This window comes from Halomonas sp. AOP43-A1-21 (genome assembly GCF_052376775.1).
Classification (GTDB): Bacteria; Pseudomonadota; Gammaproteobacteria; order Pseudomonadales; family Halomonadaceae; genus Vreelandella; species Vreelandella colorata.
Genome location: NZ_JBQSWC010000021.1, coordinates 1 through 25,797, shown reverse-complemented (window position 1 = coordinate 25,797; position 25,797 = coordinate 1). Strand labels below are relative to the sequence as shown.

Sequence of the window (25,797 nt, the reverse complement as noted above, 5' to 3'; positions counted from 1 at the left end):
ATCAATGTTCAGCGCGAAGCCTCGCAAAGTGTTTGCATGCGCTTAATAGCCTCGTTGGCTCCTTCAAGCTGGAACGTCATATACCAAGGCGCCTGTTCGCCTTGATCAAAGCCTAGAAACAGCTGTTCGCCTTGACGCATCTGAGTCATTAATGTCTGCATGTCACCAAGGTAGAAGTGCACATAAAAACCATCATCGCCGCGCTCAGTGATAAATTCTGCCATGGTGTCCACCACAGGATGTTCATCAATGCGTAGCCGTGTGGGGACTAGGTTGACGGTTTTACTCTCACCTTGCTGTTGCTCCAGCGTGACACGCATTTCAAGCCAGGGTAAATCGCACACATTTTGTGTCGCGTTCAGGCTGAGCGTGGCGTCTGAGTAGCTGTGTGTCTCAACCGCGCGAAAATGGCGTTCACTACCCAGCGTAAGCGCCATCGACTGCCAATGACCATGCGTTTGCGCATCCTGCACATTAAACGTTGCCGCGGATGCTAAAGACGCGAAAAACAGGCAGGCACTGGTCAGGGCAGTTGAGAAAGGTTTCATGATTAGTCGTCAACGTTAGGTAAGAAAAGCCTACAGGCAATGATGAGCGAAGCCTTCGCAAAACGGCTGCATACAGCTGCACGCAGCCGGGTTAGGCCGACATATCAAACAGGGGTCTAACGTCATCGTGAAGATAGCAGTCATCAAACTCACCGGCCTCAGCCAGCGCTTTCAAATCGGGGATCGTGAGATTGTGTCGGTCACGAAACACAAGGCCCTCCTCACTCAGCGAGCTGAACGTACGGCTCACATGGACAGGGCTTAAGCCTAGAATGTCGGCAAGCTGCTCTTGCGAAAGCGGAAGCCGAAACTGCCCATCAATATCGCTATTAGTCTGGCGTAGTCTTAGGTACATCTCATATAGGAAATGCGCCGTTTTTTGCCTTGCACTTCGTCGTGCAAGGGTTACTAAGCGCTCTGTGAGCAGTGCCTGATGACGACTGGCGATGGCAAACACCACCGAGGTGAGCGATATGGACTGGCGAAATATTTCAAGCAGACGCTTATGCGGAAAATGGCACACAACGCCATCGGTAATCATGCGCACATTTTCTAGCCGCTGAGAAAAAGCGAATTCGCGCAAACCGATAATGTCGCCGGGTAAAAAAACTTCCAGAATCTGTCGGTTGCCATTCTCAAGGTGGCGATAGGAGAACGCCCAGCCGCTTTTCAATGTGCAGAATTCGCTTGCTGGATCGCCCATTTCCCAGAGTAGTGAGCCTGCTTTGATATCGGTGGGACTTTCTTCCAGTGATATCAATAGCTCTTTTTCTTCCTTGTTTAAAGAGCAGTAATGGCTGAAGTGATGGAGGATGCAGCTTTGTTCTTGGCTCACAGGGGTTCTCCATGGATATTGCTTAACGACGTTTAGTAATATGACCAATAACTTAAGCAATACAATTGCATACTGGGTAGTCGGGCTGCCCTATCACAGGGGGGTTCCGGTTAAATTATTACACAAAAACGGCGTTAGGGTGGGTAAATACCCACCCCCGTTTTAGCCGTCGTTTTAACTACTATTTAGGCGTATTCTTGTTGCGCTCAAGTAGCGGCGATAAAAACCGCCCGGTATGTGAAACGCTCTGCTTGGCAATGTGCTCAGGAGTGCCCTCGGCGATAATCTGGCCACCCCCCGAGCCGCCTTCAGGACCTAGGTCTACGATCCAGTCGGCGGTCTTGATCACATCAAGATTGTGTTCAATCACCACAATGGTATTGCCATGATCACGCAGGCGGTGCAAAACGGTCAGCAGCTGGCGAATATCCTCGAAATGAAGACCGGTGGTAGGCTCATCCAAAATGTAGAGCGTCTTGCCGGTGTCGCGCTTGGCAAGCTCCCGGGCAAGCTTGACACGTTGAGCTTCGCCCCCTGAGAGGGTGGTTGCACTTTGGCCAAGTCGAATATACGAGAGCCCGACATCGAGCAAGGTCTGTAAGCGGCGAGCGATGGCCGGAACCGGACTGAAAAACTCAAGCGCGTCCTCGACCGTCATCTCTAGCACTTCGTGGATGGTTTTGCCTTTGTAGTGAATATCCAGGGTTTCGCGGTTATAGCGCTTGCCTTTACAAACGTCACACGGCACATAGATATCTGGCAGGAAGTGCATCTCGACCTTGATCATGCCTTCGCCCTGACAGGCCTCGCAGCGCCCGCCCTTGACGTTAAAGCTGAAGCGTCCCGGTTTGTAGCCGCGCGAGCGCGCCTCCTGGGTACCAGCAAACAGCTCACGGATAGGCGTAAAGATGCCGGTATAGGTCGCCGGGTTAGAGCGCGGCGTACGCCCAATCGGGCTTTGGTCAATATCGATGACTTTATCGAGCTGATCGAGCCCTTCAATTTTCTCGTAGGGCGCGGCCGTCAGCGTGGTCGCACGGTTAAGCTCCCGGGCCGCGATGGGCATTAGCGTGCCGTTGATCAGTGTCGATTTACCCGAGCCCGACACGCCGGTAATCGCAATAAACAGGCCCAGCGGCAGGCTGAGCGTCACGTTCTGCAGGTTGTTACCGGTTGCGCCGCGTAACACCAGCTGCTTTTCCGGGTTACCGGGGATACGATAAGGCGGAACGCTGATTTCGCGTGTGCCTGAAAGGTACTGACCGGTTAACGAGGCGGGGTTATCCATTACCTGCTGCGGCGTGCCTTGAGCCACAATTTCACCGCCGTGTACGCCCGCACCCGGGCCGATGTCCAGCACATGATCAGCCGCGCGGATGGCGTCCTCGTCATGCTCTACCACGATGACGGTATTACCCAAATCGCGCAGCCGCTCAAGGGTTTTTAACAGGCGGTCGTTGTCACGCTGGTGCAGGCCAATCGAAGGCTCGTCCAGAATGTACATGACCCCCACCAGGCCCGCGCCAATTTGGCTTGCCAAGCGAATTCGCTGGGCTTCGCCACCGGAAAGCGTATCGGCACTGCGCTCAAGGTTCAGGTAATCAAGCCCGACATTAACCAGAAACTCCAGGCGAGCATGGATTTCGTTAACGATCTTGTCGGCAATTTCGCCTTTGCGACCGGGCAGGCTTAACTTGGCAAAATAGCGCCACGCCTCACCGATTGGGATACAAACTACATCGGCGATATTACGGTCATCGACATACACATGGCGCGACTCTCTGCGTAAGCGCGTGCCATGACAGGTGGCGCAAGGCTGCATGGCAATGTACTTCGCCAGATCATCGCGCACCATGTTGGACTCGGTTTCCCGGTAGCGGCGCTGCATGTTAGGCAATACGCCTTCAAAAACATGCTCGCGCGTTACCTTACGTCCCCGGTCGCCAACATAGGCAAAGGGGATTTGCTCGTCGCCACTACCGTTAAGGATCACATCCCGCTCATGTCGAGCGAGATCTTTCCAGGGCGTTTCCAGCTCAAATTGGTAGTGTTTGGCAAGCGCCTGCAACTGGGTGAAATAATAAATATTGCGCCGATCCCAGCCTTTAATGACGCCTTCGGCTAACGAAAGCTCAGGGTGGCTAATCAGCTTTTCAGGATCAAAATACTGCTGTATACCCAGGCCATCGCAGGTAGGGCAGGCACCGGCTGGGTTATTAAACGAGAACATGCGCGGTTCAAGTTCGGCAAGTGAATAGCCACAGACCGGGCAGGCAAAGCGTGATGAGAACGCCAAATCTTCCTGCTCGCCATCCATAAAGTGGATCATGGCGGTGCCATCGGTGAGATTAACTGCCGTCTCAAACGATTCGGCAAGCCGCTGAGCAATATCGTCGCGCACTTTGAAACGGTCAACGACCACGCTAATGTCGTGCTTTTTGCGCTTGTCGAGCGGCGCAATATCGTCAAGCTCCAGCACTTGACCATCGATTAATGCGCGGACAAAGCCTTGCGCGCGAAGCTCGGCCAAAAGCTGTAAGTGTTCTCCCTTACGCCCTTTAACCACTGGGGCCAGTAACATCAGTTTAGTGCCTTCGGCCAGGTTCATTACCTGGTCGACCATCTGCGAAATGGTCTGAGCCTCAAGCTCTTCGCCGTGTTCGGGGCAGCGGGGGGTTCCAGCGCGTGCAAACAGCAGGCGCAGGTAGTCATAAATTTCGGTGATGGTACCCACGGTTGAGCGTGGGTTGTGGGAGGTAGATTTCTGCTCAATGGAAATGGCGGGCGATAACCCTTCGATGTGATCCACATCGGGCTTTTCCATCATTGACAGAAACTGGCGCGCATAGGTAGAGAGCGACTCTACGTAGCGCCGCTGTCCTTCGGCATAGAGCGTATCAAATGCCAGCGACGATTTACCTGAACCTGAAAGCCCAGTAATCACGATTAACTTGTCGCGGGGCAGTTCCACATCGATCTGCTTGAGGTTGTGGGTGCGTGCACCCCTGACCAGAATGCTGTCCATCAACACCTCGACTCGCGCGGCAAAAGAGTAATTATACGTTTGCCATCCACCTTCCGGCAAAAACGCTTTTATAGCTTAACGCAGGACAGCGTTTCCAGCGTGGATGCAAACCGCTAGAATGGGGGGTTATTCGAGGGTTTTGGCCTCAACCATCATATACAAGGGCATTATGCGCAAGGTTTCTGCACTGCTAATGGCCTCTGAACGTCGTGCAATCAGCGGCCTGGCCGGGCTTTATGCGTCTCGAATGTTAGGACTTTTCATGGTCCTGCCGGTGCTAGCGCTATATGCCGACGCGCTGGAAGGGGCGACCCCCTTGCTGGTGGGCTTTGCATTAGGCGTTTACGGGCTTACCCAGGCCATCCTGCAAATTCCGTTTGGTCTATTGTCAGACCGTATCGGACGCAAACGGGTTATCGCATTTGGGCTGATTATTTTTATCCTGGGAAGCGTCGTGGCCGCGCTGGCCGACTCCATCGGCGGGATTATTATTGGGCGAGCGCTGCAGGGCGGCGGAGCGGTGGCGGCGGCTATCATGGCGCTGCTTGCCGACCAGACGCGCGAGCAAGTGCGGACAGCGGCGATGGCCACCATAGGGCTATCGATAGGCGTTTCATTTGGTATTGCCATGGTCGTGGGTCCCTGGCTTGCCTCCTGGGCGGGGCTTTCCGGCGTGTTCTGGTTTACGGCGCTGCTAACGCTTTTAGGATTAGTGGTTCTATGGCGCTGGGTACCGCCTGCTCCCCGGCGGCTGCATCACCGTGATGTAGGGCTGGATCGCCAGCAGTTTAAAAGCGTGATTACGCGCCCTGATTTGTGGCGCTTGGATCTGTCGATTTTTACACTGCACCTGGTGCTGATGGCTATTTTTGTCGCGGTGCCTTTTCGGCTGCAGGAAGCCGGCATACCGCTGGCGCATCACGGTTTAGCCTACCTGGGCATTATGGGGCTTTCATTTGTGGCTATGGTGCCGCTCATGATCGTGGCTGAGAAAAAACAGCAGATCAAAGTGGTATGCCTGTTGGCGATTGGCGCCATTACGGTGAGCCTGGGCGGGCTTGGATCGTCGCTCTCCCATGGCCATTGGCTGTTCGTAGGGCTATTTGTTTTTTTTACTGGTTTTAATCTGCTGGAAGCCACGCTGCCGTCAATGCTCAGCAAGCTTGCCCCGGCGGGAGCCAAAGGCACCGCCATGGGCGTGTACTCTACAAGTCAGTTTTTAGGCGCTTTTCTAGGCGGCACGCTGGGAGGCTTGTTAGCTAATGTGTGGGGCCTAGACGCCGTTTTTATCGGCTGTGCGGTACTGGCTCTGCTATGGTGGCTTGCGATGTGGAAAATGCCTTCGCCGCCGCCGCTATCCAGCGAAGTGGTGGCCCTGCATGATACGCCCCCAGATACATGGGAGTTATTGATGGAGCGGCTGGCCGACGTTGTAGGTGTCGAAGACGTCATGGTGGTACCCGAAGAGCATCTGGTCTATTTAAAGGTAAATCGTCAGCAGCTTGATAGGGCCGCACTGGCCAGGCTGATTCCCCCAAAAACCTAGCGCGGCTGCCGCAGCCGTGGCAATAATCAGTGACATCGGCAAGTTATGTATGAGCGTGTCGATGTCTATCTATACGCAACACAATGGAAGGAGCGCCTTATGGCTCGCGGTATCAACAAAGTGATTCTGATCGGTAACCTAGGGCAGGATCCTGAGGTACGCTTTACACCCAGCGGCACGGCAGTGGCTAATTTGAATCTGGCTACCTCTGACACCTGGATGGATCGCCAAAGCGGCCAGCGCCAGGAGCGTACCGAGTGGCATCGGATCGTGCTGTTTAATAAAACGGCTGAAATTGCCCAGCAGTATCTGAAAAAAGGCTCCAAGGTTTATATTGAAGGTCGCCTGCAAACACGCAAATGGCAGGACCAAAACGGTCAAGACCGCTACAGCACCGAGATCGTGGCCAACGATATGCAGATGCTGGATGGCCGTAGCGGCGATTTCCAGGGCGGTAACGCCCCGCAGGGCAGCTACGCTCCGAGTAACCAGAGTAATGACGCTGCACCTCAAGGTGGATATCCTCAGCAGGGTGGCGCGCCACAAGGCAATAACTTTGGTGGACAAGGTTACGGTGGTCAGAACTATGGTGGTCAAAACCAGGGCGGCCAAAACCAGGGCGGTCAGAATCAGGGCGGTCAACCGGCCCAGCGTCCCCAGCCAGCGCCACAGCAAGGCCAGCCTGCACGCCAGAATACCGCGCCTTCGCAGCAACAGGGCCAGCAAAACAACTATGGTGCGCCGGACCCGGGTAGCTTTGACGATTTCGACGATGAAATTCCGTTCTGATCATCCTTGTTGGATTAACGGTTAAGCTCGTTGCGCATGCTCGTTAGCTACGTTCGTTGATGGGAGAGGGTCTGTCTTGAAGCTGCTGATACTCGATGCAGGGCACTGCTTAAGTTTAGCGTTGGCCCGGGAAGCAAGCCGTCGCGCGGATACGGAGCTGGTGATTGAGCAGAACATCGCTATCACCGCGGCGCAGTTGCAGGAGATCGCCCCGGATGCGGTGATTATCCCGCCGCTGGCGCAGCCGTTAAGCATGACGCCAGCGGCCGTCGGCGCGCATGCCGATGCGGTCGACTGTTGCCTGGAAGCGTGTATTGCTCAGGAGGTGCCGCTGGTATGGTGCGTCTCAGATCAGCTCTATGAAGACGGCTTCGATGAACCAATTGACGAGCATGTGGTGCCCACGCCGCGCGATGAATGCTTACGTCGGCTGGTCATGACGGGAGATCGTATCCGGGCGGAGTATCATCGCCATCTGATTGTGCGCCTTGGCCCGCTGTTTGCGCTTGAAGGCAGCCATGCTTGGCTAAATGAAATTATCGATAGCCTGGTGGTCGGAAAGAGCGTTCGGGCTGCAGAGGACGTCGTATGTTGCCCAACATCGGTGGACGCAGTGGCAATGGCGTTGATTGGTATGCTACAGCAGCAGGCCAGCGGCGCTAATGCCTGGGGCGCCTATCATTTGGCAGGTACTGAGCCCGTTAGCGCCTTCACGTTTACGTCCATGGTACGTACCCAATTGGCAACACACTTGGAAGGCCGTGGCGAACAGATTGCGCTTGGCGACGTCACCGCACTTAATCACCATCACGATGCTAAGTTGCGGCGTGTTTTAAATTGCCGTCGAGTGCTGGATGTCTTTGGTGTGCATCAGAAACCCTGGCGGTTAGAAGTAGGGCGCATGTTGGATGCATGGTGCTTAACGCGCGATGACCTATCTGACGCCAGTACAGGAGAGTCCGTTTGATCAATGTGGTTCGTAGCCTGGTGTTTTATGCCGGGTATTTTTTCGCCATGCTGATTTCTGGCGTACTTTTTCTACCGATTGCTCCCTTTTTACCGCTGTCAGGCCGCTACCGGCTGCTGAATCTGTATAACCACTTCTTGATGGTTTGGTTTCGAGTGGCGTGTGGGGTTCGTTACGATATTCAAGGGCGTCATCTTATTCCCGACGGCCCCTGTGTTATTCAGGCAAACCATCAGTGCGAGTGGGAAACGGTCTTTTTGCAGGTAATGAAGCCGCCGGTATGCACTGTGCTAAAAAAAGAGCTGCTGCGTATTCCTATTTTTGGCTGGGCGTTGCGCCTGCTGCGCCCTATCAGCCTTGATCGCTCGAAACCGGCGCGTGCCTTGAAACAGGTGCTGACCCAGGGCGTTGCGCGGTTAGGCACAGGGCTTTCTGTGCTGATCTTTCCCGAAGGGACACGAGTAGACCCGGGCGTACGCAAACGCTACAACAAGAGTGGTAGCGTGGTTGCCTGCCGGGCCGGTGTGCCGGTGCTGCCGGTTGCCCATAACGCGGGCGAGCGTTGGCCGGGTCGCCACTGGGTCAAGCAGCCGGGCGTTTTGCGGGTACGGATTGGCGCGCCTATTGAAACCCACGGGCGTACGCCTGATGAAGTTGTTGCCGAGGTGGAAGGCTGGATTGAGGGTCAGCTACAGGAAATTTCCGAGGTGCCACGCCCGCTTAAGCGTTAGTGGTCTGGACAGATATCTCGGTTGATCTACACAACATTGAACTACAAAAACGGCGCCTTATAAATAAGGCGCCGTTTTTACGACACGACTGACGTCGGGTCTTAGCCGTTAAAGCGCTGGAATACCAAGCAGGCGTTAGTACCGCCAAAACCGAAGCTATTGGACAAGACACGCTCGAGCGTTACGCCGTCACGCCGCTCTGTCACGATATCAAAACCGTCTGCCTGCTCGTCGAGATGCTCGACATTGGCAGAGGCCGCGACAAAGTTGTGTTGCATCATCAGCAGTGAATAGATGGCTTCCTGAACGCCGGTCGCACCCAGCGAGTGGCCCGTGAGGGATTTAGTGGAGCTCATGGCAGGCGTTGAGTTACCAAACACTGCACGTACCGCTTTTAGCTCAGCCACATCACCCACCGGCGTTGAGGTGCCGTGGGTGTTGATATAATCAATATCGCCACTCACGGAGGCCATTGCCTGATGCATGCAGCGTATAGCGCCTTCACCGGAAGGTGCCACCATGTCATGGCCGTCAGATGTGGCGCCATAGCCCACTAGCTCGCCGTAGATCTTGGCGCCGCGTGCCTTGGCGTGCTCAAGTTCTTCAAGCACCAACATACCGCCGCCGCCAGCAATGACAAACCCATCGCGCGCCTGATCATACGGACGCGAAGCTTTTTCTGGTGCGTCGTTATACTGTGTGGAAAGCGCTCCCATGGCGTCGAAGAGGCACGAGAGAGTCCAGTGCTCTTCTTCACCGCCGCCAGCAAACACCACGTCCTGCTTACCTAGCTGAATCTGCTCCATTGCGCTGCCAATGCAGTGCGCCGAGGTGGCACAGGCCGACGAAATCGAGTAGTTCACGCCTTTAATCTTAAATGGGGTGGCAAGGCACGCTGATACCGTGCTGCCCATGGTGCGGGTCACGCGGTAAGGACCTACGCGGCGCAGGCCTTTTTCGCGCATGACGTCAGCAGCCTCTACCTGGTTGGCGCTTGATGCACCACCAGAGCCTGCGATAAGCCCGGTGCGTTCGTTGGAAACGTCCTCGGCAGACAGCCCAGAGTCTTCAATGGCTTGTGCCATGGAAACATAGGCATACGCTGCCGCATCACCCATAAAGCGGCGTAGTTTGCGGTCGATAAGGGCATCAAGATCAATATCGATGCTGCCCGCTACGTGGCTTCGAAAGCCGCGCTCAGCGTACTCTTCCTTAAAACGAATGCCGCTGCGCCCATTTTTGAGCGCTTCAAGGACCTGTTGCTGGTCGTTGCCTAGACAAGACACGATGCCAAGGCCGGTGACTACCACTCGTCGCATGGAAGCCTCCTGTTAGAAATTCGCAGTGGAGGTAAATAGGCCAACGCGTAAATCATTAGCCTGATAAATATCGCGTCCGTCGACGGATACGGTGCCATCAGCGATACCCAAAATAAGTCGACGGGTAATAATACGCTTTATATTAATACGATAAGTTACTTTTTTCGCGTCAGGCATGATCTGGCCGCTGAATTTTACTTCACCGCAGCCAAGCGCCCGCCCGCGCCCAGGGTGGCCTAACCAGCCCAGATAGAAGCCTACCAGCTGCCACATGGCGTCAAGGCCAAGGCAGCCGGGCATGACCGGGTCGCCTGGGAAGTGGCAATCAAAAAACCACAAGTCAGGAGAGATATCCAGCTCGGCGATTAATTCGCCTTTGCCATGCTCACCGCCTTCCTCATGAATATGCGCAATACGGTCAAGCATCAGCATGTTGGGAGCCGGAAGCTGTGCGTTTCCGGGGCCAAATAGCTCGCCGCGGGAGCAGGCCAGCAGTTCTTCGCGATCAAAGGAATGTTGCTTGGTCACTGAATCGTTCCGAGTTCAAAATGGTTGTTGGCCGCGTGCGGCACCTACAGCCGAGGCATAGCACCGGGGCCTAAACGTAACGTCTAGCGCCGAGGCACGGCCCGCGAGGCCTAGCCTAGTCTACTTCCCGAAACCGCCGAATGCACGCAAGTCGCTATTGATTACTTATAACTAACGTTTTTTATTAAGTGGTGATGGTTCAAGGTAAGCTTTTTTATCCAACTTGTCGTCAGCGAATTTATCCACTTAAACGGCCTATTAACGTAATATGCGTTATTCAAGCTTTTGGTAAGGTAGCATGATACGTATATTGCTTAGCGTTATATTTATTTAATGTCAGTTTTCAGTGATAGGACGTAGCGAATCGCCATGTGGCTACCAGTTTCTCTTAATCGCCCGCTGGTTTGGGTAGCTTTAATGGCGCTACCGGCCTGTGTTTGGCTGCCCGATGCCATGTTGCGCCTTGTGGCCGCTAGCCTGGTCATTTGTGGACTGTGGGATGCCTGGCATCAAGTACGCCAACAGCGCCTGCGCTATCGTTTGTCTCAGGGCGCTATTAGCCTAGCGAGCGATGCGATTGTAATTAGCGATGTCCAAAATCGGGTGATGGCGGTTAATCCGGCCTTCACGGAAATTACCGGCTATGAAAGTCATGAAATAATCGGCCGCAAACTGGAAACGCTGGCCGCCCCCCGCCACGATAAAGCGTTTTACCAAACCTTCTGGAGCACGTTAAAAGCGACCGGGCGCTGGGAAGGTGAAATGTGGAATCGGCGCAAGCATGGGGATGAGTATCCTGAGTGGTTAAAGATGCGTGCGGTTACTGATAAGCAGGGTAATGTCACGCATTTTATCAGCCTATTTACCGATATTTCGGCGCAAAAAGCGCGTGAACATGACTTGCGTCGTATCGGGTACGAAGACCCGCTGACCGGCTTGCCCAATCGGCGTCGTTTACATGACCTAATGGCATCGCGCTTACGCCACCTGCGTGCCGGTGAAAGCCTGGACATTGCTTTGGTTGATATTGACGGTTTGAAATCGGTTAACGATAGCCTGGGGGTGGAGCAGGGCGACCGGTTGCTGGCGCGTTTTGCTCAACGGCTTGCAGGCTATGTCGCGGGTAGCGTGGTCGGGCGCTTAGGTGGGGATGAATTCATGGTGATTCGCACCACCACCTTTGACGATCACGACACGTGGATTGCATCGCTGCGTGAGCATATGGGCCGACCTTTTGAAATTAGAGATCAGCTTCTGCGCCTGGGACTTACTATCGGCAGCTGCCGCGCCCCTGAGGATGGGCGTGATTCGGGGGTTCTATTTCAGCGCCTGGAATCCGCTCTTTATAGCGCCAAGCGGTTAGGCCGAAACCATAATCTGCGTTTTCGCCCGGCTCTGGATAAGCAGGATAACCCACAGCTGGCGCTGGTGAGTGATTTGCGTGCCGCACTGATCTCCGGTGATCAGCTGGAGCTACATTACCAAACCCAGCACCACCCGAGTACTGGGGATCTGTTGGGGATGGAGGCGCTTTTGCGCTGGCGGCATCCTCAAAATGGAATGATTTCACCAGGCGATTTTATTCCGCTGGCTGAGCGGCATGGGCTGATGGCTGAATTAGGCAGTTGGGTGATTGAAAAGGCGTGTGCCCAGCAGTCACACTGGCAAAACAGCGGCATGCCCAAGCTGACCATTTGGGTCAATATTTCAGCCCTTCAGCTTTTTCAGGGCGACCTAGAAACGCAGTTGGCCACGTGCTTAAAGCGCTATCAGTTAAAGCCCTCGCAGATTGGCCTGGAGCTAACGGAGTCGGTATTGATAGATGAGCGTGCAGGCGACATGGGGCCTCGCTTGAAAGCCCTCAGTGAGCAGGGCTACGCCATTGCCATTGATGACTTTGGGACCGGCTACTCATCGCTTGGCTACCTTAAGCGGCTGCCGGTCGATAAAATAAAGCTGGATCGCGCTTTTATTCGAGAACTACCGGACAGCAAGGCGGATGCCGCTATCGTCAAAGCCGTTTTGGAAATGGCTGAAGGCATGGGGCTTGAAGTGGTGGCCGAAGGAGTAGAAACACAGGAGCAGTGCCAGTTCCTGGTAAATGCAGGCTGCTCCATCGTCCAGGGATTCTATTTCGCAAGGCCCCTGCCTGCCGCTGAATTGGAGCAGCGCTGGGCGCTACCCCTCGCCTCAGGAGGATGAAAGCTCGCTACGCGGCTAGCGTGAAAGGGCTTTAAAAGCCTCTAAAGCGCGTAGGCGAGCCGTTTTATGGTCAACGATCGGCGTTGGATAATTCACTTGAGTAAGCATATCGTGCGGCGGTGCATGGCGGGCCTTTGCGGGCAGCTCGCTAAGTTCGGGTAGCCATCGAGCGATAAATTCGCCGTCTGGATCAAAGCGCTTTGACTGAGTGGTGGGATTAAAAATGCGGAAATAGGGCGCGGAATCGGTACCTGTCGATGCGGCCCACTGCCAGCCGCCGTTGTTGGCACAAAACTCTCCATCCACTAAGTGTTGCATAAAGAACTCCTCGCCACGGCGCCAATCAATCAACAGGTGCTTGCTTAGAAACATCGCCGTGACCATGCGTAATCGGTTGTGCATCCAGCCTGTCGCCACCATCTGGCGCATTGCCGCATCCACTAGCGGGTAGCCTGTGCGTCCTTCACACCATGTCTGAAAGCCTTCGTCATCATCACGCCAGGCAAGCTGCTTGGTATGCTCCTGAAACGGCTGGTAGCGGCATACTTCAGGAAAGCCTACCGCGACGTGCTGATAAAACTCACGCCAAATAAGCTCGTTCACCCAGGTGGTTAGTCCAACATCGCCATCGGCCAAGTGGCCGCCATTTTCGCTCATCACTGCTTGCATGCACTGGCGGTGAGAAATCATGCCCAGCGCTAAATAGGGCGAAAGCTCGCTGGTGCCGCGTACGCTGGGGATATCGCGCTGCTGGTGATAATGGCGGCTGCGAAAGCGTAAAAAACGCGCCAGATGGTCGCCTGCCGTCTCTTCACCAGCAGGCCATTCGTGGTGGCCTACCGATTGGCTATCGAGCTTAGGCAGTTTAGGCAATTTATCGCTTTTGATCGATAACGGCGTTTGTGGCTCAGGCGTATCGCGTAGCGCCAGCTGTTCAACGCTGACCTGCTTATGCCAGGCTTTGGCAAACGGTGTGAACACCCCGTAATAGTCACCTTTGCCGGTCAGCAGTGTTCCCGGCGCGAAGGCGACGGCATCGTGGTAGCCATGAGCGGTAATATCTGCTTCTTTAAAGGCTTGAATGACGGCCTTATCGCGGCGCTGCTCATTGAGAGGATACTGGTAATTAAAATGCAGCTGCTGAACAGAGTGTTCATGAGCAATCGCCAATAGTGCCTGGGGCGCCTCGCTATAATGCTCAATATCACGGTGCAAAAGAGGAATATTCAGCCCGTTCAGCGCGCTTTGCACGGCTTCCACGCCGCGGCCCCAAAAGTCGATCTTGTTCGCCCCATGGCCGTGGGATTGCCACTGAGAGATAGTGCGCAGAAAGATCGCAATCACTGGCCCTTTGGCTGCCGCAGCGGCCAACGCGGTATTGTCGTGAATTCGTAAGTCACTTCGTAACCAAACTAGTTGAACGTCCATGTTTTCTCCGATGCAATAAACAACTAATGGCCGCTATATCTCATAGCGGCCATTAGTCAAACGGGGTTTTTAACACTCGGTCTTAAGCTAAAAAAGCTTATAGAACGCCCGACTCTCGGAGTAGCGGACGCAGCCGTGCGATGGCCTGGGGTAGATCACTGCCTAGCGTGTGCACAGGCCCGCTACGCAGTTCATTATCGCGCAGCCGGGCAACTTCCCCACACACGCCCAGCGGTACGTTTAAAGCTTCAGCAGCATTAGGCAGCGCCGTATGGATATAGCTGTCGCTTTCGCGCTGGCCGCTTGCCAGCAGCACCATTGATGAGTGCAGTCGTGCAACAGCCTGGGGCAGGTCTTCCAGGGGCAGCGAATGATCGAGCATCTGGATACGGTAGCCCTGTTCGCTGGCCATAAGCGCTGCCATCAGCACCCATAGCGGGCCAGGGTCATCGGGCATCGCGTTAAGCAGTATCAAAGGGCCACGCGTTGACTGGTTAGCGTAATGAAGCCGCGTGCCCACCTGACTGCGTAGAAAGGATTCCAGAGTCCGGCGTACCAGATTATCGGGTTGAATCGCCCATTTGGCTTCCAGCGCCAAAATAACCGGTTGCCACAACTCGTTAATCGCAATGCTCAGCGGGTAAAGAGCGAGGCTCTGGTGATAAAGCGTTTCCAGTTTGGGTAAATCGAGTGCTTCTATCGTCGTTTGCAACTGCTGTCGCTGGCTGATCCAGTCGCCAGCATCCGGTGCAGGCGCTTCTATCGTTTCAGGCTGGTCAAGCAGATCAACTACTTGGCTTACGGGTACGCCACGGTTAAGCCACTGCAAGATGCGTTCAATGCGTGCTATATCGTCCTGAGCATATAGGCGGTGGCCTTTAGGCGTGCGTTTGGGACGAATTAAACCGTAGCGACGCTCCCAGGCGCGCAGGGTGACCGAGTTCACACCCGTTAAACGGGATACTTCCCGAATCGGATAGAGCGGGGTATCGGGTGGGTGGGTCGCCTTGGTGTTCATGGGCGCCTTTGCCTCTTGGTTGTCTGAAGCTCCAGGACATAAACGGCTATTCGTATTCGCTGGGGCAAAAATGATCCACAGTCCATGTAGTGTCGCTTGAATGAAAATGGTAAATGAAAATAGTAGGGGTTGCGCACTATCGTAGCTCTCTTTGTACAACTTGTCGCTATCAGGTACAACCTTTGCATTTAATTCAGCAATTAACAGAAATGTAAAGTTGAGCTAAGTGCGTGATGTTATTAGACCGACTGGCCTATTAAGGTTCTATAACCTATGTTTATGAAATCAGCAACTTCTACACAGCTATTACCAAAGCTATTTCCATGAAAGCGAGCGCGTTACTAATGTATAGGTAGTGCACGTAGCACGACACGTAGTACTACACTAGTGTGAGCATAACCAGCGTTGAGGGTTAGATCGCTAACAACCTCTGTCTGTCGTCACAGCATTAATGCTTAGTCATTAATTGACGGCAGATTATCGTGGCGTGATTAACAGGAGTGGCACCATGCGTGTAGTAGTGACCGGGGGCAGTGGGTTTGTTGGCCAGCGCCTTTGCGAAAAATTGCTGTCAAACGGGCATTTGGTACAGGTGGTATCCCGGCACCCGCGTAAAGCCAGCGGGAAGTTACCTGATGAATGCGATATTCGTGATAGCGCGCTTGGATTTATAGACACGCCGCCGGACGCTATTATCAACCTGGCCGGTGAGCCAATCGCGGCCAAGCGCTGGAGCGAAGCGCAAAAAGCCAAGCTAGTGCAGTCGCGTATCAAAGCTACCCACCAGCTGGTTACCTTGTGCGAGCAGTTGCAGGCCAACGGTCAGCCGGTACCCAAGGTCATGATCAGCGGCTCAGCGATGGGCTATTACGGCGATCAGGGAAGCCGAATGGTGACCGAGGAAACGCCACCACACGACGAGTTTGCCCATCAGCTGTGCGTTAAATGGGAGGCTGCGGCAAAACCTGTTGAAGCGCTGGGCGTACGTCTGGCTATTTTACGCACGGGGTTGGTGCTGGATGCAGGAGGCGGGGCACTTCAAAAAATGCTGCCGCCGTTTAAGCTAGGGCTAGGCGGGCGCTTTGGCAGTGGTGAGCAGTATATGCCCTGGATTCATCGCGAGGATCTGGTGGATGCGATTGTGTTCCTGCTGGAAAAAGAGGGCCTGAATGGCGCCTTTAACGGCAGTGCGCCGCACCCGGCAACTAATGCCGAGTTTTCCAAAACGCTGGCCAAACGGCTTAACCGTCCGGCCATATTTCCAGTGCCTGCCGTTGTGTTAAAAGCAGGCCTGGGTGAGATGTCACGGCTGCTGCTAACCGGGGCGGACATGCGCCCGGCGCGCCTTATCGAGGCGGGGTTTGAGTTTCAGTACCCCACGCTCGATAAGGCGCTTGCAGAGATTTTAAAGCGAGATTGAGTTTTAAGCGTTCGGGTCGACCGTAATCACTACCCGAACGGAGTCCAGCCGCAGGCGAGTGTTTTCGATTGCTTCGCTCAACGCCTGACGTTCCTGCTTCAAGGCATCCAGCTCTTCGGCGCGTACCGACGGGTTATGCTCGGCGAGCGCCGTCAGGCGGGCAAGCTCGGCATCCAGCTGGGCGCGCATACGCGTTTCAGCGGCCTCTACAATGCTGGGCAGCTCACGTTCTGCCTCGCCTTCGCCTTGAGTCAGTAGTTCGCGAAGCTGATCATGGCGACTCTTGATTAAATCCCGCGCCAGCGATTTATTGACCTTTTGTAGATTTTTACCCAGACCCGTAAACGAGATTTTGCTGGTCAGGTTGGCACCTGACTCATCAAGCAACACACGTACGGCCGTCGGCGGCAAGAAGCGGTTAAGGTGCAGCGACTTCGGTGCCGGGCAGTGGGTGCGGAAAATAAGCTCCGCCATGAGGCGCCCGCTGGGAATGGCCGTGTGACGCAGCAGCGCCAGAGCGGTATTACCCATGGTGCCGTCTAAAATGCGCTCCATCATTTCGCGCAGCAGCGGGTGCTCCCAGGAAAGGCGCTGAACATCATCCCGGGCCAGTGCTTGAGAGCGGCTATAAGTAGTGGTAAAACCCTCTTCACCTTTCACCAGGCCGGGCAGCCCGTCCAGCATATGCTGGCTGGGCTGCAAATGAAGGAGTCCCTTGCCGATCTCCTGGCTGTCCACGCCAAATACATCCAGCGCCCGCTCTACATAGCGCGGGAGCGCGGTATCTTCATCCAGCTCACGTACTGCCGCAATCACCTCTTGGGCGCGTGCCGGCCGACAGGCGTTAAGCTCCAGCAGACGGTTGCGACCCGCATCACGTTCAGCCAGCTTGGCGGTAAACATTTCCCGCGTTTCAGCGATGATTTCGTCCAGCGTTTCATCGTCGAGAAGCGCATCGGCAAGCGCATCGCCAAAGGCCTCGTACAGGTCGCTACCGATGCCGTGGGGTGCGCTAAATGCGTCCATGCCTTCGTGATACCAGCGCAGCAGGCGCTCGCCGGGGCTGCCAATAAAGCTGGGCACGTGTAGCTCGATGGCGTGCTTCTGGCCGATACGGTCCAGACGCCCAATGCGTTGCTCCAGTTGGTCTGGGTGCTGGGGCATATCGAACATGACCAGGTGGCGGCAGAACTGGAAGTTGCGCCCCTCTGAGCCAATCTCCGAGCAAACGAGTACCTGTACGCCTTCTTCTTCATCGGCAAACGCGGCGGCGGCGCGGTCACGCTCGACCAGCGACAGCCCTTCATGGAAGACCGGTGCCTGGTAGCCGCCCAATACACGCAGCCCTTCAGCAAGCCCTTCGGCGGTTTCACGGTGGTGGGCGATGACCAACACTTTATCGTTGGCAAAACCTGACTCGCTATCGTCGCTGAGTTTATCCAGCAGCCAGTTAACCCGTGGATCGATATGCCACCAGGCTTCACCGTTGAGCGGGTCGTTGCGCAGCTCCCGGTACATGGCATCCGGGTAGATCAATACATCCGGGTGATCCATGCCGGTTTCGATCAGCAGCTCGTCCAGGTAGTCATCATCGCGCTCCAGGCGGCGCAGCACGCGGCGATACGCTGAAGGTAGCTCAAGCGAAGAGAGGTGCAGGCGGCGCTCGGGAAAGCCTCCAACATGACGGCGGCTATTGCGGAACATCACCCGTCCCGTGCCGTGGCGATCAAGCAAGGCGTCGCGCAGTTGATAACGCGCTGCGTCCTGTTGCTCTTCGCTGGCTTCAGCGTTGCACAGCGTTGCCAATAGCGCTTGGCTGTCGCGGTCGTCGGCCACGGCATCTACCCGGGCTCGGGCGTCCGGCGTGGCGGGCAGTTCATCTAAAGCGTCGATGGCGCTGGCGACAGCGCTGTAGTGGCGTTCTTCGTCTTTGAAGCGTTCCAGGTCGTGGTAACGTTCGGCGTCCAGCAGGCGCAGGCGGGCAAAGTGACTTTCAATGCCCATCTGCTCAGGCGTGGCGGTTAGCAGCAGTAAGCCGGGAATCTCAGCGGCGAGCTGCTCTACGCACTGATAGCCTGGGCCGCTGCCCTCAGCACTCCAATCAAGGTGGTGGGCCTCGTCGACGACCAGCAGATCAAACCGGCTGGCCAGCGCCTGGTCCTGGCGATGGATATTGGCAAACAACCAGCCCTGGCTTGCCAGCACCAGTTGGGCGCTCTCAAACGGATTGGCGCTGCCGTGGGCCTGACTCTGGTGCTCGTCAAGCAGGCTGACGTTCAGCGAGAAGCGGCGCAGAAGCTCTACCAGCCACTGGTGCGTCAGGCTGTCAGGCACCAAAATCAGTGCCCGCTCAATACGGCCCGTCAATAGCAGGCGGTGCAGAATCAGCCCAGCTTCAATGGTTTTGCCCAGACCCACTTCGTCGGCAAGCAAAACCCGAGGCGCGTGACGGTTAGCCACTTCATCAGCGATATACAGCTGGTGCGGAATCAAATCGATGCGCGGCCCGGCAAATCCCAGCGCGCTATGCTGTTCGATACGCTGAAAGTGGTGCAGGGTGCGAAAGCGCAGGTCAAACCAGTCGTTGCGGTCCACCTGGCCTGTCAGCAGGCGGTCGCGGGCCTGATCAAACTGCATGGTGTCGGCAAGCTTGGCTTCAGGCAGCTCGCGGAGCGCGCCTTCACTATCCTCGCCGATATAGGTAATCAGACCGTGGGACTCTTTACTGTCATCAACGATCATCTGCCAGCCGTCGGCTGAGAGCACCCGGTCGCCGCTGCCAAACATCACGCGGGTCAGAGGCGCTTGGCGCGTGTTATACGTACGGGTTTCCTGGCTGGCACTGAACAAAATGGTAACGCTACGGGCGTCGCAGTTAAGCACGGTGCCGAGTCCAAGCTCAGCTTCGCCGTCGCTAATCCAGCGCTGGCCGGGAGAAAAATCGCTCATGATGCCTCGGGGAAGTCTACAAAAACGGGTCTTACGCTGCCGAGGGCGCACCATCGACAGCAGTAGGGCGGGGGATTCTAACGCAAAGGCGCCGGGGGATTAAGGTGTATTGGCGTCAATCTTCCAGCCAGCGTTCAAGGTGGGCACGAGTAAGCTCGCCAACGTGGATGTCCAGCGTATTGCCCTGGCCGTCAAAAAGCACTGTGGTGGGCAGTCCAGGCGCTTCCAACAAGGTCATTAGCGTTTGACCGGGGTCGCGTAACGCATAGGTGAAATTCAGCGACTGTGCGTCCAAATAACGCACGATGGGCAATAAATCCTCGCCCTGGTTAATCACCGCCACGTTAACCCCCTCGCGCTGAGCGGCTTCTTCGAGTAACGGCATCTCGCGTCGGCAAGGCGGGCACCAGGTGGCCCATAAATTAACGATGATGCGGTTACTGCCGTCTGCCAGCGACGGCAGGTAAACGTCCTCGCCGTCAACGTTTTCCAGGCTGACCTCGGGTAATTGGCTTACCCCCGATGAGCTACCCAAGGGTGATAGGGATACCAGAATCAGCCACAGGCCAGAGGCGCCGAGAAGAATGGCGGTGCCGCCGAGTAGCGCTGATAGCCGCTTGCGAAGCGTCCAGGCCGTCCATAGCAGGCCGGTTAACAGCCCACCAATGCCGTGGTAGCCCGGTTGCCAGACTTTAAGCGCATCAAGCGGGACGGCGCTGTAGCTTTCCAGATGAAGCGTAATATGCGCTATACGCGCCCCGATCAACCAGGTAAAGATCAGCCCGGTGAACCAGCGCTGCAAGAGCGGCGGTGGCAAGCGCAGTAAGTAACGCGCGGCCAGCAATACCAGCAGTGCGCAGCCAATGGCGTATAGCCTGGGTAATGAAATCAATAATGGCCCAAGGGCAATGGCGTTCATGGTCTTCCCGATAAGCAGGTACACTACGTGACCATATCACGTGAGCTGTAAATTACGGAGTTTGTCTATGCCTCAACCAGCCTTTGATGTGCTGCGCGCGCTGGCCATTGGTTCTCAGGCGTTGGGCCTGATCGCTATTATCACGTTGGAAACTCTGCTGGGCGACGCAGCGCGCCCATGGCAGGGGCTAGCGCTTGGTTTAATGCTCGCCACTGCCTTAGCGATTGCCCTGGTGCGTGTGTATCGCCGTAACCGTTTGCGCAAACAGCACGCAGAGCGGCTGGGCGATAACGACCATGGGTAAACGATGGCTGGCCTCGATTGCTCTGTGTGTGGTGCTTGCCGGCTGTGCTCAGTCGGTAGTACGTGAGCACCATAGCGCGCTGGCGCTGGATGACGCCCGGCAAACCTGGCTCGGTGGGCAGGCACAGCAGGCCCTGGCTGAGCAAACCGATCCCGATGGCTTTGGATTACTGGCTAACGGACAGGAAGCGTTCGGGGTGCGGGCCGGGCTGATCAAGCAGGCTCAGCGAGAACTGGATATTCAAACCTACCTGCTGGGCGAAGGACAAACCACTAACCTGGTTTTCTCGCGCTTATTAACGGCGGCGGAAGAGGGCGTGCGCGTCAGGCTGTTGGTGGATGATATGGGCGCGGTGGGCCAGGGCGAACGCCTGGCGGCTCTGGCGAGCCATCCAGGGATTTACGTGCGGGTCTATAACCCGGTGTCAGTGGGCAGGGGGCACTTGGTGACGCGTGTTTTAGCCTCGGTGGCCAACCCGGCGCAGCAACACCGGCGCATGCATAACAAACTTTGGATCGCTGACAACAGCGTGGCGATTGTCGGCGGACGTAATCTGGGGGATGAGTATTTCGACGCCAACGATTCACGTAATTTCGCCGACCTTGATCTGGTGGCGATTGGCGAGGTTGTACCGACGCTATCGCAAAGCTTTGACCTTTACTGGAATCATGGATTGGCCCAGCCCATCGAGCGCTATCATCAGGTGTCGGCGAATGCCTGGCAGGCGCTGCAGGCCGAACTCAACGCGTGGCTGGACGATAATGCCGACTCGGCGTACTTCTCTGAGCTGCGCCAGCAGTCGTACAATACGCCGCCCTGGGAAGAGCTGCACTGGGGCGAAGGGCTGGCGCTGTGGGATGCACCGGGCAAACTTACCCAAAGCGGCGCTCCTGATTGGAAAGACACTCTCCTTGGCGATCTAACGGCTAATACTCAGCTTAAAGAACGACTAATCCTGATTTCCGCCTATTTTGTACCCACGGAGCGTGGCGTTGCGCGATTAACGGCGCTGGCAGACCAAGGCGTTCAGGTCGAGATTATTACCAATTCACTGGAATCCACCGATGCAGCGGTTGTGCATGGTGCTTATGCTCCCTGGCGCAAGACGCTGCTGGAGCATGGTGTAACGCTGTATGAATTGCGCCCTGAGCAGGAAGCTAATGGCTCAACCGATGATAACGAAATGCGCGTTCCCGGTGCCTCAGCCTCCGCGTTGCACATTAAGGCCATTAGCTTTGATGATCAGCTGTTTGTCGGCTCCTTCAATGTCGACCCACGCTCGGTGCTGTGGAATACCGAAGTGGGCGTGCTGGTGAGCAGCGATACCTTGATGGAGGCTTTTGACACGCTGGTGAACGTTGGTCGGGATCCGGCGATTAGCTACCGTGTGGTGCTGGATGACAACAATATTCTGAACTGGGAACTTGAGCATCGCGGCGAACCTCAGGTGCTTACCGAAGAGCCCGGCAGCACATGGCAGCATTTTAATGCCTGGCTGAGCCATACGCTCCGATTGGAGCGTTGGCTGTAACCTTGCATCAAAGAAACGTTAGAAAACGGTGCTTGTGTTTTTCGCGCAGTGGTTCCAGATTAAAGGGAGTTTTCGTGCTTTAGCGCGAAAATGTTTACCTTACTGGGAGCGACGAACAATATGATCAATAAACGCGCATTAGCCACCGCCGTGGCGGCCTCTTCACTTGCTTTGACTGGGATGGCTCAGGCGCAGGAGGTCAAAATTGGCTTCTTGGGTGGTTTTACCGGGGGAATTGAAAGTCTTACGCCACCTATCTTTGAAGGCGCGAAGCTTGCCGTTCAACAAGTAAACGAACAGGGCGGGATCCTGGATGGTCAAACGCTGGTCATGCCTTCAGGCGATACGACCTGTTCCGACGCCTCAGCGGCCTCCAACGCCGCTGACCGCATGGTTAACTCTGAACAGGTGACCGCGATTGTCGGCGCGCTGTGTACCGGGGCAACCATTGCGGCGGCCAACAACGCAGCCATCCCTGGTGGCGTGGTCATGGTCTCGCCTGCTTCTACAGCGCCTGCCGTCACCGAGCTTGATGACAACGATCTGGTATTTCGTACCGTACCCTCGGATGCTTTCCAGGGGGAAATACTCGCCAAGCTGCTGCTGGACAAGGGAATTGATGCTGTCGTCGTGACCTTCGTCAATAACGACTACGGCCGCGGCCTTTCCGACGCGTTTAGCGCGGCCTTTGAAGCGGGCGGCGGCGAAGTGGCCGAAAATCTTGCCCATGAAGATAGCCGTGCCGATTACCGCTCGGAGCTTGGTTCGCTTTCGGCAAGCGGTGTCGATACGCTGGTCGTGCTGGCCTATGCCGACACCTCGGGACAGACGGTGCTCCGACAGGCCTATGAAAGCGGTATGTTTACCCAATATGTAGGCGCTGACGGCATGGTAGGCGACAGCCTGATTGAGGCTATCGGCGCTGATGTGCTCGACGGCATGATCGCCACCCGCCCGGGTAGCCCGGATCTTCCCGGCACGCCGATTTTCACCGACGCTGCTGAAACCGCAGGCTTCGATCCAAGTGCAGTCTTTGCTGCCCAGGCATATGACGCCGCCTTCCTACTGGCGCTGGCTATTGAACAGAACGGCAGCGCTGAGCGTGAAGGCCTGGTCGATGCGCTGCGCAGCGTTTCCAGCGCCCCAGGCGAGGTGATCCTGCCCGGCGAGTGGGAGAAAGCAGTCGAGCTGATTGCCGCTGGCACCGAGATCAACTACGAAGGCGCCTCCGGCTCTCACGATTTTGATGAAAATGGCGATGTGCCTGGTGTAGTTGTAGAAATGGCGGTCGAAAACGGCACCTTTACTAGCAAGGGGCAGGTTGACCTGTAAGGACATCTGACGCAGAAACACGCTATTTAAAACCAGAAAGCCCCGGTCAAGGACTGGGGCTTTTTAGTGCGTTGGGTATTAACTGTGATGGGCGATCTTTTCAGGTAATAGTCCCTTAGGCGCAAACCGCAGCACCAGTGTGATTAGCATGCCGATGACCAATACCCGAGCCTGCAGCGCCCGGCTATCCAGGTTGCTCGGCGCGTCCCAGCCAAATACACCTTCGCCAAAGCTTACGGCCAGCTGCATTAAAAATAACGCTAAAGGCTCTGACATGATCCAAATGATATACACCGCCACGGCACCGAAAATGGTCCCCAGGTTATTGCCGGGGCCACCCAGTATCACCATGACCAAGACCAAGAAAGTGTGGTTGAGCGGCAAATAGCCCTGCGGGTCGAACAGGCTATTGAAGGTGCCTAGCATACCGCCGCCTAGGCCCATTAAAATGCAGCCCAGCACAAAGATTTCCAGGCGCCGCTTGTTGATATCCTTACCCATGGCCGCCGCAGACACTTCGTTATCGCGAATCGCCCGGATCATCCGCCCCCAGGGGGCGTGATAGGCGCGGTGAAGCAGAAAGAAGATCACCGCAATCACCACCGCCGTGAACGAAAGGTACACCGCGCGGGAAAGGGTAAAGCCGATCTCTGCTGGGCCGGGCGTGGGCCAGGGCAGCGGCGACACGGTAGCGGTACCGCGGGTCAGCCAGTCGGAGTTTTTCAAAAATGCCTTGATGATTTCGGCAATGCCCAGCGTGGCAATCGCCAGATAGTCACTGCGTAGCCCCAGACATACGTGGCCGATAAAATAGCCCACCCCGCCGGCCAGCGCGCCACCCATGATCCAACCTACCCAGGCCGGCAGGCCAAAACCGCCCACAAACCCGGCCTGGGACTGGATCTGGCTGGTCACTTCACGCAGCTGGCTGATAATCATCAGATACAGCACAAGCGCCAGCACCACGGTAATCAAGGTGCGCAGCTTTTTGGGCACGCCCAGGCGGTCAAGCCGGCTGGCGCCTACCACTAAAAAGGTGGCAGCCACGCCGTAGAGCAGCACGCGGCCAAGCTCACCAGGAAGCTCTGTGCCCCAGAAGGCATCGTTGACCGGCACGCTGAACAGCATGGCGCAAAAGCCGCCGAGGGCGACAAACCCCATCACCCCGGCATTGAACTGCCCGGCGTAACCCCATTGAATGGTCAGGCCCAGCGCCAGAATGGCGTAGCAGGCGGCCTCTACCAGCATGCGCGTGCTGTAGGCCGCACCCATCAAGGCATAAACCGCCAGAATGGCGGCCAAGAGCGCACCAAAAAGTACGATTTCGCGTACGGGAAAACGCCGTGTAGGCGTGGCGTCACGCGGCGTATAGGTTGGATCGCGGGTTTCTGTTGAATTGCTCATTAGATCACCTTGCCTTTAAAGAGGCCGGTAGGACGCCACACCAGAATGGCCACCAGAATGAAAAACGGCACCACAATCTTGTACTCGGTACCCACGAAGGCCAAATTGGAAGGCAGCTCCAGCCAAGCGGGCAGGCTGTCGCGGAAGGGGCGCAGCAATACGTTCCAGTTAAACACCGCCAGGGTTTCGGCAAAGCCCACCACAAAGCCACCCGCGATAGCGCCGTAGGGATGGCCGACCCCGCCGACAATCGCGGCGGCAAAGATCGGCAGCAGCAGGAAGAAGCTCAGGTCGGGCTTGAAGGTTACATCCAGTGAGAGCAGTGTGCCCGCAATCGCGGCTAAACCGCCCGCAATCACCCAGGTGACCGCTACGATGGTGTTGGTGTTGATACCCGAGGCCTGGGCAAGCTCGGGGTTATCCGACATCGCCCGCATGGCTTTGCCCAACCGCGAACGGTTAAGAAATATATGCAGAGCCACCACGGCAACCAGTGTGATCACGAAAAGATACAGCTGCGGTTCGGTAATCACGATCGGCGCGCGAACGCCTTCAAAGGGCAGCGCCAAGCGGAAGATTTCCTTACGGTCATCCACATACAGGCTCTGGCCGCCGGTGCCTGAAAACAGCCGGATAAGCCCTTGCAGCATCAGGGTGACCCCCAATGAGCCAATCACCAGCACGATGGGCTTAACACCATGCGCGCGTAGCGGTTTGTAAAACGCCTTATCGATCCCCACCGCCAGCGCGGCGGTTAGCACCATGGCTAAAGGAAGCATGATAAGCGCGGTAGGGACACCGATACTCGCCCCGGCGGCGGGGAAGAGCGTGGTCAGCAGCAGTACCATAAATGCGCCGAAAGTCATCATGTCGGCATGCGCAAAATGGGCAAAGCGCATAATGCTGAAAATCAGCGTTACCCCGATGGCGCCAATGGCATAAATCGAGCCGGTAACGCTACCGGCAATCACCACGTTATTGATAAAAAAGACCAGTTCGTTC

The 25,797-nt window shown here is 56.0% G+C and carries 20 protein-coding genes; 9 read left to right on the top strand and 11 right to left on the bottom strand.

Translation table 11 applies throughout. The features are described 5' to 3' along the window. Window positions 1–8: 8 nt before the first annotated feature. The 3 genes from ACT3R7_RS12700 to uvrA form a co-directional block, all read right to left on the bottom strand. Window positions 9–548 (bottom strand): hypothetical protein, encoded by a 540-nt coding sequence (locus tag ACT3R7_RS12700; RefSeq protein ID WP_192536462.1) that lies wholly within the window; start codon window positions 546–548, stop codon window positions 9–11. A 91-nt stretch (window positions 549–639) separates the two neighbouring features. Then, window positions 640–1,383, bottom strand: a complete 744-nt coding sequence (locus tag ACT3R7_RS12695) for a Crp/Fnr family transcriptional regulator (RefSeq protein WP_193091487.1) — start codon at window positions 1,381–1,383, stop codon at window positions 640–642. A 181-nt stretch (window positions 1,384–1,564) separates the two neighbouring features. Next, the gene (uvrA, locus tag ACT3R7_RS12690) at window positions 1,565–4,408 is read right to left on the bottom strand and encodes an excinuclease ABC subunit UvrA (RefSeq protein ID WP_193091488.1); all 2,844 of its coding nucleotides are present in this window, start codon (window positions 4,406–4,408) and stop codon (window positions 1,565–1,567) included. 169 nt (window positions 4,409–4,577) lie between these two features. Between uvrA and ACT3R7_RS12685 the strand changes: the two genes are divergently transcribed. The 4 genes from ACT3R7_RS12685 (at window position 4,578) to ACT3R7_RS12670 (ending at window position 8,441) form a co-directional block, all read left to right on the top strand. Continuing rightward, entirely contained in the window at window positions 4,578–5,954 is a 1,377-nt protein-coding gene (locus tag ACT3R7_RS12685) for an MFS transporter (RefSeq protein WP_192536465.1), read from the top strand. A gap of 99 nt (window positions 5,955–6,053) precedes the next feature. Next, on the top strand, window positions 6,054–6,743 hold the full coding sequence (locus tag ACT3R7_RS12680) for a single-stranded DNA-binding protein (protein ID WP_193091489.1): 690 nt from the start codon (window positions 6,054–6,056) through the stop codon (window positions 6,741–6,743). Window positions 6,744–6,819: 76 nt separating this feature from the next. Then, on the top strand, window positions 6,820–7,710 hold the full coding sequence (locus ACT3R7_RS12675) for a sugar nucleotide-binding protein (RefSeq protein ID WP_192536467.1): 891 nt from the start codon (window positions 6,820–6,822) through the stop codon (window positions 7,708–7,710). Then, a complete protein-coding gene (locus ACT3R7_RS12670) occupies window positions 7,707–8,441 on the top strand; it encodes a lysophospholipid acyltransferase family protein (protein ID WP_193091490.1) in 735 nt (244 codons plus the stop codon). Before ACT3R7_RS12675 ends, ACT3R7_RS12670 begins: the two co-directional genes overlap by 4 nt. A gap of 101 nt (window positions 8,442–8,542) precedes the next feature. On the opposite strand, the gene fabB is transcribed toward ACT3R7_RS12670, so the two are convergent. Together fabB and fabA are read right to left on the bottom strand one after the other, a co-directional pair. Beyond that, window positions 8,543–9,760, bottom strand: coding sequence for a beta-ketoacyl-ACP synthase I (fabB, locus tag ACT3R7_RS12665; RefSeq protein WP_192536469.1), 1,218 nt, complete (start codon window positions 9,758–9,760; stop codon window positions 8,543–8,545). A gap of 12 nt (window positions 9,761–9,772) precedes the next feature. Beyond that, the gene (gene fabA, locus ACT3R7_RS12660; protein ID WP_018917764.1) at window positions 9,773–10,288 is read right to left on the bottom strand and encodes a 3-hydroxyacyl-[acyl-carrier-protein] dehydratase FabA; all 516 of its coding nucleotides are present in this window, start codon (window positions 10,286–10,288) and stop codon (window positions 9,773–9,775) included. 369 nt (window positions 10,289–10,657) lie between these two features. Here fabA and ACT3R7_RS12655 point away from each other — a divergent pair, with 369 nt between their 5' ends. Next, the gene (locus ACT3R7_RS12655) at window positions 10,658–12,490 is read left to right on the top strand and encodes a putative bifunctional diguanylate cyclase/phosphodiesterase (RefSeq protein ID WP_193091491.1); all 1,833 of its coding nucleotides are present in this window, start codon (window positions 10,658–10,660) and stop codon (window positions 12,488–12,490) included. A 15-nt stretch (window positions 12,491–12,505) separates the two neighbouring features. On the opposite strand, the gene phrB is transcribed toward ACT3R7_RS12655, so the two are convergent. Both phrB and ACT3R7_RS12645 read right to left on the bottom strand, forming a co-directional pair. Continuing rightward, window positions 12,506–13,918, bottom strand: a complete 1,413-nt coding sequence (gene phrB, locus ACT3R7_RS12650) for a deoxyribodipyrimidine photo-lyase (protein ID WP_193091492.1) — start codon at window positions 13,916–13,918, stop codon at window positions 12,506–12,508. A gap of 97 nt (window positions 13,919–14,015) precedes the next feature. Continuing rightward, a complete protein-coding gene (locus ACT3R7_RS12645) occupies window positions 14,016–14,936 on the bottom strand; it encodes a MerR family transcriptional regulator (RefSeq protein WP_192536472.1) in 921 nt (306 codons plus the stop codon). Between the two features lie 508 nt (window positions 14,937–15,444). On the opposite strand from ACT3R7_RS12645, the gene ACT3R7_RS12640 reads away from it, so the two are divergent. Then, window positions 15,445–16,356: a TIGR01777 family oxidoreductase gene (locus tag ACT3R7_RS12640; protein ID WP_193091493.1), complete on the top strand. Its 912-nt coding sequence runs from the start codon at window positions 15,445–15,447 to the stop codon at window positions 16,354–16,356. Window positions 16,357–16,359: 3 nt separating this feature from the next. Here the strand turns inward: ACT3R7_RS12640 and rapA are convergent, their stop codons facing one another. Next, window positions 16,360–19,305, bottom strand: coding sequence for an RNA polymerase-associated protein RapA (gene rapA / locus ACT3R7_RS12635; RefSeq protein ID WP_193091494.1), 2,946 nt, complete (start codon window positions 19,303–19,305; stop codon window positions 16,360–16,362). 115 nt (window positions 19,306–19,420) lie between these two features. Further along, a complete protein-coding gene (locus tag ACT3R7_RS12630) occupies window positions 19,421–20,224 on the bottom strand; it encodes a TlpA family protein disulfide reductase (protein ID WP_193091495.1) in 804 nt (267 codons plus the stop codon). A 67-nt stretch (window positions 20,225–20,291) separates the two neighbouring features. On the opposite strand from ACT3R7_RS12630, the gene ACT3R7_RS12625 reads away from it, so the two are divergent. The 3 genes from ACT3R7_RS12625 to ACT3R7_RS12615 all read left to right on the top strand — a co-directional run bounded on the left by ACT3R7_RS12625 (window position 20,292) and on the right by ACT3R7_RS12615 (window position 23,391). Beyond that, window positions 20,292–20,528, top strand: coding sequence for a hypothetical protein (locus tag ACT3R7_RS12625; protein WP_193091496.1), 237 nt, complete (start codon window positions 20,292–20,294; stop codon window positions 20,526–20,528). After that, window positions 20,521–22,059 (top strand): phospholipase D family protein, encoded by a 1,539-nt coding sequence (locus ACT3R7_RS12620; RefSeq protein ID WP_496199229.1) that lies wholly within the window; start codon window positions 20,521–20,523, stop codon window positions 22,057–22,059. The genes ACT3R7_RS12625 and ACT3R7_RS12620 overlap by 8 nt, the downstream gene beginning before the upstream one ends. Before the next feature lie 120 nt (window positions 22,060–22,179). Then, window positions 22,180–23,391, top strand: coding sequence for an ABC transporter substrate-binding protein (locus tag ACT3R7_RS12615; protein ID WP_192536478.1), 1,212 nt, complete (start codon window positions 22,180–22,182; stop codon window positions 23,389–23,391). Window positions 23,392–23,469: 78 nt separating this feature from the next. Here the strand turns inward: ACT3R7_RS12615 and ACT3R7_RS12610 are convergent, their stop codons facing one another. Both ACT3R7_RS12610 and ACT3R7_RS12605 read right to left on the bottom strand, forming a co-directional pair. Further along, window positions 23,470–24,795, bottom strand: coding sequence for a branched-chain amino acid ABC transporter permease (locus ACT3R7_RS12610; RefSeq protein ID WP_193091498.1), 1,326 nt, complete (start codon window positions 24,793–24,795; stop codon window positions 23,470–23,472). Beyond that, on the bottom strand, window positions 24,795–25,797 hold a 1,003-nt coding region (locus ACT3R7_RS12605; RefSeq protein WP_496199228.1), incomplete at its 5' end, for a branched-chain amino acid ABC transporter permease. The genes ACT3R7_RS12605 and ACT3R7_RS12610, both read right to left, overlap by 1 nt.

Coding starts and splice junctions, on each gene's coding strand:
- ACT3R7_RS12685 (WP_192536465.1), top strand. CDS start 4,578: ATGCGCAAGGTTTCTGCACTGCTAATGGCCTCTGAACGTCGTGCAATC.
- ACT3R7_RS12640 (WP_193091493.1), top strand. CDS start 15,445: ATGCGTGTAGTAGTGACCGGGGGCAGTGGGTTTGTTGGCCAGCGCCTT.
- ACT3R7_RS12620 (WP_496199229.1), top strand. CDS start 20,521: ATGGGTAAACGATGGCTGGCCTCGATTGCTCTGTGTGTGGTGCTTGCC.
- ACT3R7_RS12610 (WP_193091498.1), bottom strand. CDS start 24,795: ATGAGCAATTCAACAGAAACCCGCGATCCAACCTATACGCCGCGTGAC.
- phrB (WP_193091492.1), bottom strand. CDS start 13,918: ATGGACGTTCAACTAGTTTGGTTACGAAGTGACTTACGAATTCACGAC.
- rapA (WP_193091494.1), bottom strand. CDS start 19,305: ATGAGCGATTTTTCTCCCGGCCAGCGCTGGATTAGCGACGGCGAAGCT.
- ACT3R7_RS12680 (WP_193091489.1), top strand. CDS start 6,054: ATGGCTCGCGGTATCAACAAAGTGATTCTGATCGGTAACCTAGGGCAG.
- ACT3R7_RS12700 (WP_192536462.1), bottom strand. CDS start 548: ATGAAACCTTTCTCAACTGCCCTGACCAGTGCCTGCCTGTTTTTCGCG.
- uvrA (WP_193091488.1), bottom strand. CDS start 4,408: ATGGACAGCATTCTGGTCAGGGGTGCACGCACCCACAACCTCAAGCAG.
- ACT3R7_RS12630 (WP_193091495.1), bottom strand. CDS start 20,224: ATGAACGCCATTGCCCTTGGGCCATTATTGATTTCATTACCCAGGCTA.
- ACT3R7_RS12655 (WP_193091491.1), top strand. CDS start 10,658: ATGTGGCTACCAGTTTCTCTTAATCGCCCGCTGGTTTGGGTAGCTTTA.
- ACT3R7_RS12625 (WP_193091496.1), top strand. CDS start 20,292: ATGCCTCAACCAGCCTTTGATGTGCTGCGCGCGCTGGCCATTGGTTCT.
- fabB (WP_192536469.1), bottom strand. CDS start 9,760: ATGCGACGAGTGGTAGTCACCGGCCTTGGCATCGTGTCTTGTCTAGGC.
- ACT3R7_RS12645 (WP_192536472.1), bottom strand. CDS start 14,936: ATGAACACCAAGGCGACCCACCCACCCGATACCCCGCTCTATCCGATT.
- ACT3R7_RS12615 (WP_192536478.1), top strand. CDS start 22,180: ATGATCAATAAACGCGCATTAGCCACCGCCGTGGCGGCCTCTTCACTT.